Source organism: Methylomonas sp. LWB (genome assembly GCF_001856095.1).
Lineage (GTDB): Bacteria > Pseudomonadota > Gammaproteobacteria > Methylococcales > Methylomonadaceae > Methylomonas > Methylomonas koyamae_A.
In genome coordinates this window covers 122,277-135,202 of the sequence record NZ_MKMC01000078.1, presented here as the reverse complement: position 1 = coordinate 135,202, position 12,926 = coordinate 122,277, and the positions used below count along the sequence as shown (strand labels likewise).

At 56.6% G+C, this 12,926-nt stretch carries 11 protein-coding genes and 3 tRNA genes; 7 read left to right on the top strand and 7 right to left on the bottom strand.

Annotation, left to right across the window (positions count from 1 at the left end; all coding sequences use genetic code 11):
- Nucleotides 1-47 precede the first annotated feature (47 nt).
- Nucleotides 48-1,235, bottom strand: a complete 1,188-nt coding sequence (locus BJL95_RS21415) for an OmpA family protein (RefSeq protein WP_071160665.1) — start codon at nucleotides 1,233-1,235, stop codon at nucleotides 48-50.
- A 162-nt stretch (nucleotides 1,236-1,397) separates the two neighbouring features.
- On the opposite strand from BJL95_RS21415, the gene BJL95_RS21410 reads away from it, so the two are divergent.
- The 5 genes from BJL95_RS21410 to BJL95_RS21390 all read left to right on the top strand — a co-directional run bounded on the left by BJL95_RS21410 (nucleotide 1,398) and on the right by BJL95_RS21390 (nucleotide 3,599).
- Complete coding sequence (locus tag BJL95_RS21410) at nucleotides 1,398-1,841, top strand: tetratricopeptide repeat protein (protein WP_254786873.1); 444 nt, start codon at nucleotides 1,398-1,400, stop codon at nucleotides 1,839-1,841.
- Nucleotides 1,842-1,847: 6 nt separating this feature from the next.
- Nucleotides 1,848-3,251 carry a glutamate--tRNA ligase gene (gltX, locus tag BJL95_RS21405; protein ID WP_071160663.1) on the top strand — a complete coding sequence of 468 codons (1,404 nt, stop codon included), beginning with the start codon at nucleotides 1,848-1,850 and terminating at the stop codon, nucleotides 3,249-3,251.
- A gap of 44 nt (nucleotides 3,252-3,295) precedes the next feature.
- Nucleotides 3,296-3,371, top strand: a tRNA-Ala gene (locus BJL95_RS21400).
- An 18-nt stretch (nucleotides 3,372-3,389) separates the two neighbouring features.
- Nucleotides 3,390-3,465 (top strand) — tRNA-Glu (locus tag BJL95_RS21395).
- Nucleotides 3,466-3,523: 58 nt separating this feature from the next.
- A tRNA-Glu gene (locus BJL95_RS21390) sits at nucleotides 3,524-3,599 on the top strand.
- Nucleotides 3,600-3,813: 214 nt separating this feature from the next.
- On the opposite strand, the gene BJL95_RS21385 is transcribed toward BJL95_RS21390, so the two are convergent.
- From BJL95_RS21385 to gshA, 3 genes are read right to left on the bottom strand one after another with little or no spacing between them, the layout of a single operon-like run.
- On the bottom strand, nucleotides 3,814-5,781 hold the full coding sequence (locus BJL95_RS21385; RefSeq protein ID WP_071160662.1) for an acyltransferase family protein: 1,968 nt from the start codon (nucleotides 5,779-5,781) through the stop codon (nucleotides 3,814-3,816).
- Between the two features lie 45 nt (nucleotides 5,782-5,826).
- Entirely contained in the window at nucleotides 5,827-6,555 is a 729-nt protein-coding gene (locus BJL95_RS21380) for a phosphoadenylyl-sulfate reductase (RefSeq protein ID WP_064024834.1), read from the bottom strand.
- A gap of 4 nt (nucleotides 6,556-6,559) precedes the next feature.
- Complete coding sequence (gene gshA / locus BJL95_RS21375) at nucleotides 6,560-8,146, bottom strand: glutamate--cysteine ligase (protein ID WP_071160712.1); 1,587 nt, start codon at nucleotides 8,144-8,146, stop codon at nucleotides 6,560-6,562.
- Between the two features lie 199 nt (nucleotides 8,147-8,345).
- On the opposite strand from gshA, the gene recQ reads away from it, so the two are divergent.
- On the top strand, nucleotides 8,346-10,469 hold the full coding sequence (recQ, locus tag BJL95_RS21370) for a DNA helicase RecQ (protein WP_071160661.1): 2,124 nt from the start codon (nucleotides 8,346-8,348) through the stop codon (nucleotides 10,467-10,469).
- Here the strand turns inward: recQ and BJL95_RS21365 are convergent.
- The 3 genes from BJL95_RS21365 to BJL95_RS21355 are packed head-to-tail and all read right to left on the bottom strand — an operon-like array spanning nucleotide 10,457 to nucleotide 11,641.
- Nucleotides 10,457-10,900, bottom strand: a complete 444-nt coding sequence (locus BJL95_RS21365) for a DUF1249 domain-containing protein (protein WP_071160660.1) — start codon at nucleotides 10,898-10,900, stop codon at nucleotides 10,457-10,459. The genes recQ and BJL95_RS21365 overlap by 13 nt on opposite strands.
- Nucleotide 10,901: 1 nt before the next feature.
- Entirely contained in the window at nucleotides 10,902-11,306 is a 405-nt protein-coding gene (locus BJL95_RS21360; protein ID WP_071160659.1) for a 6-carboxytetrahydropterin synthase, read from the bottom strand.
- A gap of 35 nt (nucleotides 11,307-11,341) precedes the next feature.
- Entirely contained in the window at nucleotides 11,342-11,641 is a 300-nt protein-coding gene (locus tag BJL95_RS21355) for a PilZ domain-containing protein (protein WP_064024826.1), read from the bottom strand.
- A gap of 238 nt (nucleotides 11,642-11,879) precedes the next feature.
- On the opposite strand from BJL95_RS21355, the gene BJL95_RS21350 reads away from it, so the two are divergent.
- On the top strand, nucleotides 11,880-12,893 hold the full coding sequence (locus BJL95_RS21350; RefSeq protein ID WP_071160658.1) for a tryptophan--tRNA ligase: 1,014 nt from the start codon (nucleotides 11,880-11,882) through the stop codon (nucleotides 12,891-12,893).
- The last annotated feature ends 33 nt before the right edge of the window (nucleotides 12,894-12,926 follow it).

Here is a 12,926-nt window from a genome sequence, read left to right as displayed (position 1 = left end):
AAGGGAGGCCTAGGCCTCCCTCGTTTTACTCCGCCAGACGGCGCGAATTAACGGTCGGTGCGTTTGTAGACGACGCGGCGGTTGTAAGCGCGGCCCTCGTCGGTTTCGTTGGTATCGACCGGTTGCGATTCGCCGAAACCTTCCGCGGTCAAACGTTTGCCGTCGACGCCTTGTTTGATCAACTCGTTTCTGACCGCGTTGGCGCGGCGTTGCGACAGTTTTTCGTTATAGGCGTCGCTGCCGTAGCTGTCGGTATGACCTTGAATTTCCACGGTCAGGCCCGGATTCAGCTTCATGACTTCGACCGCGTTTTGGATGAGCGGATGGTATTTGGATTTGATGTCGGATTTGTCGAAGTCGAACAATACGCCGCGGAACGCCCAGCAACCGTCTTTATCGACGATCGCGCCTTTCGGTGTGTCGGGGCATTTGTCGGCGCAGTTGTTGACGCCGTCCTTATCGTCGTCCTGTTTCGAGCAGTCGGCGACGGCCGGTGGAGTGCCGGCTTTCAGGAATACGTTTTTAACGAAGTCGCTCATGCCTTTCGGAGAGCTGATTGCATCGGCCGTGGTCGAAAAGCCGCAACCGCCGGCATCGGCGATTTGTTGCAATTCGGCTTGCCCGGCAGCGTCTTCGTCGTTACCGACCCACACCGTGTAGATGCATAAGCGGTCGCCGTACTGAGCTTTCAGGGCGGCGGCGGCCGGGGCGGGCGAGGACTCTTCGATGCCGTCGCTCAATACGATCAGCGCCAAATTGCCGGTGCCGCCGGCCAGGTCTTGGTTGGTCGCTTCCAACGCAGTTGCCAACGGGGTACCGCCGCTGGAACAGGTCAACGAACTTAGCGAGCTTTCGAAACCGGCTTGAGTGTAGCTTTGCAGCGGCTGGTTCAACTTAGTCGCGCTCCAATCCAGGCAAGGGCCGAAACCGAAGCTGCGCAGGCCGGAAGTCAACGGGATGTTGGGAATGGATTTGTTGAATTTGTTGAGCAGGTTTTTCTCGACATCGAGTTTGGTACCGCTGTATTCGGCAGAATTGACGAAGGTGCGGCTCATCGAAGAGGACGAATCGTTGACGACCAGGAAGCTATTGGTTTTCTGAACCAGTTTTCCGGATTTGACCAAGGCGTTCAGGTCTTCGGGTTGGAATGCCTGGAAGGTGTTGCTCGATTGAGTCGCGCAACCGGACAAAATAGCGCCCGCCAAGCCGGCCGTAACGAGTAAGGTTTTTTTCATGGTGGAATTCTCCTGTTGTTATTCTTGGTAGCGGCAAGGCCGAGTTTGGATGCCTTGGGTGCTTAAGTCTAACATCAAACCCTTAATTTTTTGTAGCACGTTCACCTGGATGCGGGGCCATGAAATAATGTAGGTTTGCGAATGGCCTTTTTGGGGGGAATGATGGGCAGATTGATAGGGTTGTGTTTGATATTGCTGCAACTGTCGCCAGCTTGGGCGGACCAGGTTTTGCAAGCCGCCGAACAAGGTAATCCGCAGGCGCAAGCGAAACTGGCATCCTTGTATTTATTAGGCCGGGACGGTTACGAGAAGAACGAGAAACTTGCCGCCGAATGGATGGAAAAGGCCGCCAAGCAGGGCGTCGTGGATGCGCAGGTGGTCATGGGGGCATTGTACGATCGCGGCCTGGGTGTGACCGGCGATACCGATAAGGCGACCCAGTGGTACGAAAAAGCCGCCGCGCAGGGCCATGCGACTTCGTTGGCGATCTTGGGTCGCAACGACGCCGCCAAGGGCAGCGTGCAATTCAATTATCAGGCGATGCGCTTGAATGCCGCGCGATCGATACCGACCGAATACGCTAAAAGATTTTTAACCAGTAAATAAGTGAAGATGAGTATTAGAACCCGATTTGCACCGAGTCCGACCGGTTACCTGCACGTGGGCGGCGCCCGAACCGCGCTGTTTTCCTGGTTGTACGCCCGCAAGCATGGGGGCAAGTTTATCTTGCGGATCGAAGACACCGATTTGGAGCGCTCCAGCCAGGAATCGGTCAATGCGATTCTGGAAGGCATGACCTGGCTGGGACTGGAATACGACGAGGGGCCGTTTTACCAAACCCATCGCTTCGATCGCTACAAGGAAGTCATTCAACAATTGCTCGATCAGGGCGATGCCTATTATTGCTATTGCAGCCGTGAAGAACTGGATGCGTTGCGCGAGCAACAAATGGCCGATAAGGAAAAGCCGCGCTACAACGGCAAATGTCGGGATAGCGCCGATCAGCCGGAACGGGAAAGAGTGGTGCGGTTTCGCAATCCGGATCACGGCGACGTGGTGATCGAAGATTTGGTCAAGGGCCGGATTGTGGTTGGCAACAAGGAGCTGGATGACTTAATCATCGCCCGTTCCGACGGCACGCCGACCTACAATCTGACCGTCGTCGTCGACGACATGGATATGGGCGTGACTCATGTGATTCGCGGCGACGACCACGTCAACAACACCCCCCGGCAAATCAATATTCTAAAGGCGCTTGGCGCAACCTTGCCGGTCTACGCGCACGTACCGATGATCTTGGGTTCCGACGGCGCGCGCTTGTCGAAACGTCACGGCGCGGTTAGCGTGATGCAATACCGCAACGACGGTTATCTGCCGGAAGCCTTGCTAAATTATCTGGTACGGCTAGGCTGGTCGCACGGCGATCAGGAGTTGTTTTCGATCGACGAGATGATTGCCTTGTTCGAACTGGAAAAGGTCAATGTCTCCGCGTCGACCTTCAATACCGACAAGCTAATCTGGTTAAATCATCAGTACATCATGAACAGCGACCCGGCCCATGTCGCTCGGCATCTGGCTTGGCACATGGGCGAGCGGGGTATCGATCCGGTAACCGGCCCGGCCTTGATCGACGTCGTCAAGTTGCAACGGGAGCGTTGCAAGACGTTGGTGCAGATGGCCGATGAGAGTCTGTATTTTTATCGGGACTTCGATAGTTACGACGACAAGGCTGTCAAAAAGAACTTCAAGCCCGGCGTCGAGGACGTGTTACAGGCGGTGTGGTCCGGTTTCGACGCCTTGGCGAATTGGTCGGCCGAGCCCTTGCATCAAGTGGTGCTGGATACCGCCGAAAAGTTGCAACTGAATCTCGGCAAGGTCGCGCAACCTTTGCGCGTCGCGGTTTGCGGCGGCGCGGTGTCGCCGGCCATTGATGCGACGCTGGCCTTGCTGGGCCGCGAAAAAACCCTGGATCGGATTGCGCGCGCGATCAAATTTATCGAAGATCACGAAAATTGATAGACAGAGATTTTTAAGTCTGTATAATAGTCGGAATCAGCTACGGGGCCATAGCTCAGCTGGGAGAGCGCTTGCATGGCATGCAAGAGGTCAGGAGTTCGATCCTCCTTGGCTCCACCAATAGTTGATTTCGTCTTAGTCCCCATCGTCTAGTGGCCTAGGACACCGCCCTTTCACGGCGGTAACCGGGGTTCGAACCCCCGTGGGGACGCCAACGCACTCGGTGTGTTGTTCGAAAAGCAATTCTAAAATCCGCAGTAAAAATGTTCTTGGTCCCCATCGTCTAGTGGCCTAGGACACCGCCCTTTCACGGCGGTAACCGGGGTTCGAACCCCCGTGGGGACGCCACTTCTTGCAAACCTCGCTGGTACGCGCGAGAACGGTCTAAACCCGGTTCCGGGCTGAGTTGTCGCGAGCGACCACCCCATTCGCTATTTGCTCGTGCGTTTCTACAAACACCCACTTCCAGAAATTCCGGTAACCGATAGACGCTAGCTGGCGGATGTGTGGCGACCGGTTCGGTGTGGGGCCTAGGGATTCAGAGCGGATTGGAGTAGTGACACTAGGGGTCTTTGGAGCTAGGCGTTTCCAGTTTGGATAAGCCTAACTGCGGTACCGCCCATTCCGATCCTGCTACCGATAAGTGCCCGCCGTCTTTGTAAATCGACGTGCCGTCCGCCAACCGCGTCCGACAGTATCCATCCTCGCATAAAATATCGTCGAAGCGCAGTAAACTACTCCGACTGCGTTGTTGGACTTCGGTCAAGCTGTCGATAATGCCGCGCTGATAGACTTGGTGTTCTTCGAAGCGAAAATTGCAGTCGTTACGGCCAAGCACCAGCAAGCCGCTTTGCTTGTGTCGCCAACATTCGCCGACATCGAACCCAGGTCTGGGGGGCGGGGCGATCAATACCGGTATTTTGCCGCTAGCGGTCAGTCTGGCGAGTGTGGTCAACATTTGTTCTACCGCGAGCGCGCGGTTGCCGACGATTTTTTTGCCTTGATAAAATTGCGTCAGTTCGCCTTCGTCGAAATAGCCGGAGTAGGGCGAACTCATGATCACGTAACGGATCGACGGACTGGATTCGATAAAGCGGATGGCTTTTTCATTGAAAGCCAGACAGCGTTCGGCCCAAGTTTCATCGTAATTTTTGTCCAGCGAAGCCAGACCCAGGATTGGCGCGCAGGCTGCCATCGTAATCTGGATCATCGATTCGGCGATCGGTTTTTCGTTTTGCAAGCCGGGTATCAAATGCATCGTGTAACTATCGCCCCACAGCGCGTAGACCGGTTGCGCGGCGGAGCTGCATTGTTCCGGGTGCTCGAACACCAAACTGCCCGCGGAGCAAGCCTGCTTTAAGCCCCAATTCGGCGTCCTCGAGGTAGGTTTGGCGGCGGAGCCATTCCATGACCTGAGTAAATCGGCGGATAGCGGTGTTATAACCACCAACAGCGACGCAGCGGCCAGCCATTTAAAGGTCTTATTTCGATTGACTTGCCAGCCGTAGCGGAAGCGCTGTTCCACGTATTCGAATTGTAGATAAGCCAGCACCAGTGCGGCGAGCAACAGCAGGTATTTGACGTATAACGGGACGGCGTCGAGATAGGCGGTTCTGGCCAATGCAAATAGCGGCCAATGTACCAGATAGAGCGAATACGACCAGTCGCCCAGTTTTTCGACGGCGCGGGTCAGTAAATTTTGTGCTAGCCAGTCGCTATTGCCGGCGATCAGCACGGCCGTGGCCATCACCACTAGCAGCGCATCAATGCGGGGATGGGCGCTATCGATAGGCGCGGCGCATAAATAGCCAATCAGCAGCAAGGCCGGTAGTTTGACACGCTTGGTAACGTTTAAGGCAGGGGCTTTCAACATGCGCCAAGCCAGCAGCGATCCGGTCAGCATCTCCCAAGCGCGGGTGGGTAGGAAAAAAAAGGCGGCAGTCGGCGAGTCGAGTTCGGGCAAGCGCCAATAACTCAGCCTAAAACTGACGAAAATCAAGCACAGGCTCAGACTGAGTAAGGTCGCGACTGCCAGTGCCGGAAAACGCCAGCGGGGCCTGATCAAATAAAGCATCAGTGGAATGCACAAGTAATATTGTTCTTCGACCGACAACGACCAGGTATGCAGTAGCGGCTTACTTTCCGCCGCGGTTTCGAAATAACCGGACTGAAACGGCAATACGATATTGGCGGTAAAGGTGACGGTCCCGATCAGTTGCTTAACGAAGTCGTCCCACTGTTCAGCGCTCAGCACCGTCGCGCCGAGCAGGCTGGTAAAAATCAACGTGCAGTAGGCGGCGGGCAACAGCCTTTTGGCGCGTCTGGCATAAAAGCGCGGGAAGGAAAAGCGGTCGGCGGCCAGGTCCCGCAGGATAATCGACGTGATTAAATAGCCGGAAATCACGAAAAACACGTCCACGCCCAGATAGCCGCCGCGGAGTGGAACGACTTCCGAGTGAAAAATCAGCACGGCGAGGATCGCGATGCCGCGCAAAAACTGTATGTCGGGACGCACGGACGTGGTTTTCATGGCCGGCAAAGCTGGAGCAATGATTATAGGAATCCTGGGATTGGCTTACTCAGGCGTCTTGACGTTTCCTCCGTGCAAGCCGCATTCTTTCTTGGTGGCTTCTTCCCACCACCAGCGGCCGGCGCGTTCATGCTGATTGGGCAAAACCGGCCGGGTACAGGGCTCGCATCCGATACTGATATAGCCGTGTTGGTGCAAGTCGTTGAACGGCACCTGATAAGCCTCGATGTAATCCCAAACCTGTGCCGACGACCAATTCAGCAGCGGATTGAATTTGATTAGCTGCTTACCAGGTCCGGAAAAGCCGGCGTCCAGTTGCACTTCCGGAATATCGCCGCGCGTGTCCACGCTTTGATCCTTGCGTTGGCCGGTGATCCAGGCATCCAAGCTAGCCAACTTGCGTTTCAACGGTTCGACCTTGCGGATGCCGCAGCATTGTTGGTGGCCCTCATCGTAAAAACTGAACAAGCCTTTTTCCTTGACGAAGGCTTCCAGACTGACGTAATCGGGGCTGAGAATCTCGATCGCGATGCCGTAATGCTTGCGTACCCGGTCGATAAAGCGGTAAGTCTCGGGATGCAGCCGGCCGGTATCCAGCGAAAACACCTGTATGTCTTTTCTGATTTGTAGGGCCAGATCGATCAATACCACATCCTCGGCACCGCTGAATGAAATGGCGATATTGTCGAAATGGGCCAGCGCGGTTTTCAGGATGGTGCGGGGATTCTTGCCTTGTAGTTCGGATTCAGCGGTAGTAAGGTCGAATGCGGTCATCGGTTCAGCTCTGGGCGAAATAACGGGATAAATATTCGTCGAAGTCCAACGTGTCCGAGGCTTCGATGTCGCGTTGTTTTTGTAGCGAAGCGGCGGCCATCGCCTCGAATTGTTGCTGGGTCGCATCGTCCAGCGGTTCGGCATTGAAATAATGCTTGTGCAGCGCCGATGTGTTGCTGGCGAAACAACCGAATTCCTGGCCGTTCTCGCGCATGCAGGCCAGGATGCGCGCCGACGGCGTCAAGGCCGGATTGTCCACCACCGCCAGTTGCTGTTGCAAGGCCAATTGATAGGGTCTATCCAGGCTGCCGCGGTCCAGCACCGCGCAGATTGCTTGCATCGCGTAGAGAATATCGTGGGCCCATTGTTGCAAGGTCAGGGTTTGGCCGTTGCGGCTCAACTCCAGTCCGGGGCGGCGGCCTTGATTGGCCACCAACAACTGGTTGCTATTGTTGACCTGAAACTCGTCCGGGCCTTGCGGCGGACTGTCTTGGAGCAGACAGTACAGCAAAAACGCTTCCACGAAGCGGGCGGTGCTTTCGTCGATGCCGATCGGATTCAGCAGATTCAAATCCAGCGAGCGCATTTCCACGTACAGCACGCCGCGCCGCTTCAGCGCCAGCGTCGGTTTTTCGCCGGATTGGGCGATTTGCTTGGGCCGCATCGTGCTGTAAAACTCGTTCTCGATTTGCAGGATGTTGGCGTTTAGTTGTTGATACTCGCCGTCGACCTTGACGCCGATTTTTTCGTAATCCGGGTAGGGCGTGCTGATCGCGGCCGTCAAACTGTCGACGTAACCGTCCAGCGAGTTGTAGTCGATTTTCAAGCCCGCCTGGTTTTTGCTCTTGTAGCCGATGTCGCTCATTCGCAGCGAGGTGGCGTAGGGATGAAATAGCGTGTGTTCGTCGAATTCCTTGAATTGCTCCATCAACTGCGGGCGGCTTTTAAAGAAGCTTTTGCAGATGGCCGGCGATGCGCCGAACAAGTATAAAATCAGCCAGCCCTGGCGGTGGAAATTGCGGATCAGCCCGAAGTAGGCCTTGGAAATAAACTCTTCCAACGTGGCGCCGTTGCCGGCGTAGCTATATAAAGCCGGCCACAGGGCTTCCGGAACCGAATAATTGAAATGAATGCCGGCGATGGCTTGCATCGTGCGGCCGTAGCGGTGCCATAAACCCTTGCGGTATACGTGCTTCATCTTGCCGATGTTGGAGCGGCCGTATTCGGCGATCGGGATACTCAAGTCGCCGTCGATACCGCATGGCATGCTGGTGGCCAGCAACATCTCGTCGCCCAGATGCGGGTAGACGAACTGGTGCAACTGGTGCATGTAATGCAAGGTTTGCTTGATGTCGGAGAACGGCGGCGTGATGAATTCCAGCAGCGCTTCCGAATAATCGGTGGTCAGGTAAGGATGGGTCAGCGCCGAACCCAAGGCCCGCGGATGCGGGGTTTGGGCAATCACACCGTGCTCGGTAATGCGCAGGCTTTCCTTCTCTATGCCTTTCAGCCCCTGTTTTAGTAGATATTGTTGATCGTTGTCGATCAGGTACTTCAGGCGGTCGGGTAACTCGCAATAGGTGATGTTCATCGAATCAGTGATTAAGCGCCGAGGCGTCTCCAAGAAGCCCGGCATTATATAGGGGGAGGGGGATTTGTTGAAATCGGTCGACCGTTCGGCGCGAATTGCTGTTTGGGATCGGAGGCGCGTGCCGGGCGGCCGCCGGCGCCAACTATGTTTTAATATGGCGATGCTTTCGTTCCGATCTATCCATTTCTGATATCGATTCATGACCGCCAATCCCGCCCTGGACGTCCTGCGCAACGTGTTCGGCTATGCCAGTTTTCGCGGCCCGCAGCAGGCCATCATCGATAGTGTCGTCGCCGGGCAAGACGCGTTGGTGCTGATGCCGACCGGCGGCGGCAAGTCGCTGTGTTACCAGGTGCCGGCCTTGGTCAGGGACGGCGTCGGCATCGTCATTTCGCCGCTGATCGCGTTGATGCAGGATCAGGTCAGCGCCTTGCACCAGCTCGGCGTGCGCGCGGCGTATTTGAATTCGACGCTGGATTTGGAACAGGTTCGCGCCACCGAGCAGGCTTTGCTGAACGGCGAACTGGATTTGCTCTACATCGCCCCGGAGCGGCTGGCGAATGCCCGAACCCAGGCCTTGTTCGGCCGTTGCCGGATTGCGTTGTTCGCGATCGACGAAGCGCATTGCGTCTCGCAATGGGGCCACGATTTTCGCGCCGATTACCTGCTGCTGTCGGTGTTGCACCAACAATTTCAGCAAGTACCGCGCATCGCGCTAACCGCTACCGCCGACGAGCGCACCCGCCAGGAAATCATCGTCCGTTTGGGTCTGGAGCAGGCGCGGGTCTTCGTCAGCGGCTTCGACCGGCCCAATATTCGCTACCGCATCGTTCAAAAAGACAACGCCCGTCAGCAACTGCTGAACTTCATCCGCACCGAACATCCCGGCGATACCGGCATCGTTTATTGTTTGTCGCGCAAAAAAGTCGAGGAAACCGCCGATTGGCTGAATCAAAAAGGTTTGCGGGCCTTGCCTTACCACGCCGGCATGGATCATGCTCAGCGCCAGAAAAACCAGCATCAGTTTTTGATGGAGGATGGCCTGATTATCGTCGCGACCATCGCTTTCGGCATGGGCATAGACAAACCCAACGTGCGCTTTGTCGCTCATCTGGACTTGCCTAAAAGCGTCGAAGCCTACTATCAGGAAACCGGTCGGGCCGGCCGCGACGGCCTGCCGGCCAACGCCTGGATGGCTTACGGCTTGCAAGACGTGTTGACGTTGCGGCAAATGCTGGCGTCGTCGAATGCCGACGAGGCGCATAAGCGGGTCGAGTACCACAAACTGGATGCGATGTTGGCTTTATGCGAGATGGTCAGCTGCCGGCGTCAGGCGCTGCTTGGCTATTTTGGCGACGAACTGGAGCAGGGTTGCGGAAACTGTGATACTTGCCTGGAGCCGGTGGCGACCTGGGATGGCAGCGTGGCCGCCCAGCAGGCTTTGTCCTGCATTTACCGCACCGGCCAACGCTTCGGCGCGACATATTTGATCGACGTATTGTTGGGTAAGAGCGACGAGCGAATTCGCAACAACGGCCACGACCGGCAATCGACCTTCGGCATCGGTAAGGCGCTGGACGAAAAAACCTGGCGCTCGGTGTTTCGCCAGTTGGTCGCCAAGTCGCTGGTCGAAATCGACTTCGAGGGCCACGGCAGCCTGAAACTGACCGAAGCGTGCCGGCCGGTATTGCGCGGCGAACAAACCTTGATGCTGCGCAAGGATGTACAAACCGCGAAGGTTGGCCGCGACCGGGTCGAAAAACGCCAGCCCGGCGGCGCGGCCGACAGCGCGCTGTGGGAAGCCTTGCGCGCCAAGCGCCGAGAACTGGCCGACGCCCAGGACGTGCCGCCCTATTTCATCTTCAACGACGCGAGCTTGATGGCGATGGTCGAAAACCGGCCGCGCGATCACCAGCAATTCGCGCGCATCTCCGGCGTCGGCCAGCGCAAATTGGCATTGTACGGCGACGATTTTCTGGCCGTGTTGGCCGAGTTCGACGACCGTCCGTCAGGCGACACCGTTGGCGAAAGTTTGGCCTTGTTCCGCTTGGGCTACAGCGTCGAGCAGGTAGCCGGCCAGCGCGGTCTGACGGCGGAAACCGTGTACAGCCACATGGCCAAGGCACTGGAAGCGGGGCTCGTCGAGCTGAATGAAGTATTGAGTTTGGGCTCGAACGAAATCGCCGAAATCGAGCAAGTGATATTGGCTCTGCCGGAGGCGCAACGCAATGCGCTAAAACCGGTTTACGAACAATTGGGCGGGGCTTACGGTTACGGCGTGCTGCGCTGCGTGAGGGCCGCCTTGCAGCGTCAGACGGCGTGAGGTCTGGAATCGAAGCGGTATTCGGTTTTCAGGCAGTGGTCCAGCCACTTTTCCAGGAAGTAATTCAAGCGCCATTTGTAATTCTGGATTTCCAGTAAACGGCCCGGATTGGGGAATACCTGATCGACGGCTGGCCGTTCGTGATCGCGGATTGCTTCGGCCAGTTTGGCGTCCAGGTAAATGCGGATCTTGACCGCCGGTACCATCAACTCGCTCAAATGGGTGCCGAAGCAGTGGCTGAGTTCTATCGTCAAGGTATAAGGATTGCGCTCCAGCACTTCCAGATGCAGGGCCGGCTTGTTGCCGGTGATGCCGACCGCGGTCTTATCGAAGGCACTCAGATTGGGGATTAGCCGGAACAATTTCTGGTAGTTGGATTCGCACAGCTTTTCCAGGCACAACGAGGTATTGACCGGGTGCACCAGGCTCATGTCAGTCTTCCCGGTAACAGGCGCAGGCGCTGGCGGTTTCCCACAGTACCACCTGATCGACGTCGAAGCCGCGTTGCTTGACGTATTGGTAAATCATTTTACTCAGCACTTCGGCGGTAGGATGCTCGTCCAGCGCTAGAAATTGCTCGTTGTGTGCCGTCAGAGCCGGAATCAGCGGATCGTCCTTGTGTAACAGAAAATTGTGGTCCAGCACGTCGTCGATAAAGGTTTCCACGCAGGCTTTGACGTCGGAAAAATCGCAGACCATGGCTTGTTCGTTCAACTGGGCGGCGCGGATCGAGATACTGGCCTTGACGCTGTGGCCGTGCAGGTTGCGGCACTTGCCCGGATGGTTCATCAGCCGGTGACCGTAGCAAAAATAAACTTCTTTGGTGATGACGAACATAGATTTGAGTTTACATCCCTGTCGGGGCGAGGGTGTCAGTTGCCCTTGATGCTTTTGATCGAGGCGGCGATTTCATAGCTGGCATCGGCTTGCCGAACGCTACGCACCACTTCGATGAAGGCCGTCATCGGCGGGGTGATCGAGGTTTTCGGGATAATGCTGACTTCCATCGCCGCGCCGATGTCGAAGGACCGTTCCGCGATAAACGACACGCCGGCTCCGCTCAAGGTCAAGCAACGGCCCACCTTGATTTCGTCGGAATCCGCCGCCCGGTAAGTGATGTCACAGTCCACATCCATCCGGATGTAATCGCGTTTTTCGTCATGAGTCAGCATGGGCCCTCCGCGTGGTTCCAGCAGTGATAGTAAATAAACCGGATTGAGTGTACATAAAAACGGGCGATTCTGCTTGGCAAATAGCCCTGAGTTCGCGGCCGCGCCCGGCCTTTTTGTCCGGCTTGTGACGGCTCCGACAAGCCGACGCGTAACGGCTTAGCCCGCGTTTTGCGCCTGACGCGACGGGGCGATTTGTGTAAAATCCCGCCACTTTTCTCGACAGTCTTTAGGCATACGCATGAGCAAATCCATCGTTCTGACCGGCATCACCACCACCGGCACGCCGCATCTGGGCAATTACGCCGGGGCGATTCGGCCGGCCATCCAGGCCAGCAAGGACGAGCAGGTCCGGCCGTTTTATTTTCTGGCCGATTATCACGCGCTGATCAAATGCAACGAGCCGGCCAGGGTCAAGCAATCCAGCCTGGAAATCGCCGCCACCTGGCTGGCGCTGGGCTTGGATACCGCCAACGCGGTGTTCTATCGCCAATCGGACGTGCCGGAAATTCTGGAACTGACCTGGATGCTGACTTGCGTGACCGCCAAGGGCTTGATGAACCGCGCGCATGCCTATAAAGCCGCCGTTGCCGAAAACGAAGAAACCGAGGGCAACGATCCGGACAAGGGCATCACGATGGGCTTGTTCAGCTATCCGATCCTGATGGCGGCCGACATCTTGATGTTCAACGCCAACAAGGTGCCGGTCGGCAAGGATCAAATCCAGCACATCGAAATGGCCCGCGACATCGCCAGCCGCTTTAATCATATCTACGGCGAGCACTTCGCGTTGCCGGAAGCGGTATTGGACGACAACGCCGCCACCTTGCTGGGCCTGGATGGCCGCAAGATGAGTAAAAGCTACAACAACACGATACCGCTGTTCGAGCCGGAAAAGAAACTGCGCAAGTTGATCAACAAGATCAAGACCAATTCGCTGGAGCCGGGCGAACCCAAGGATACCGAAGGCTGCACGCTGTTCGGCATCTACCAGGCCTTCGCCAACCCGCACGAAGTCGAGGCGATACGCCAGCGCTACGCCGAAGGCATAGGCTGGGGCGAAATGAAGCAAGTGCTGTTCGAAAAAATCAACGACGAGATCGCCCCGGCCCGCGAGCGCTACGAAGCCTTGCTGCAAGCGCCCGAGCATATCGAACAGCAATTGCGCGACGGCGCTGAAAAAGCCAGAGCCATCAGTCGGCCGTTTATCGAACGCTTGCGCGAAGCGGTGGGGATTTCCCGGCTGCACGGCTAACCGCGCCGTCGGCGATGGCGGGTTAACGGACAC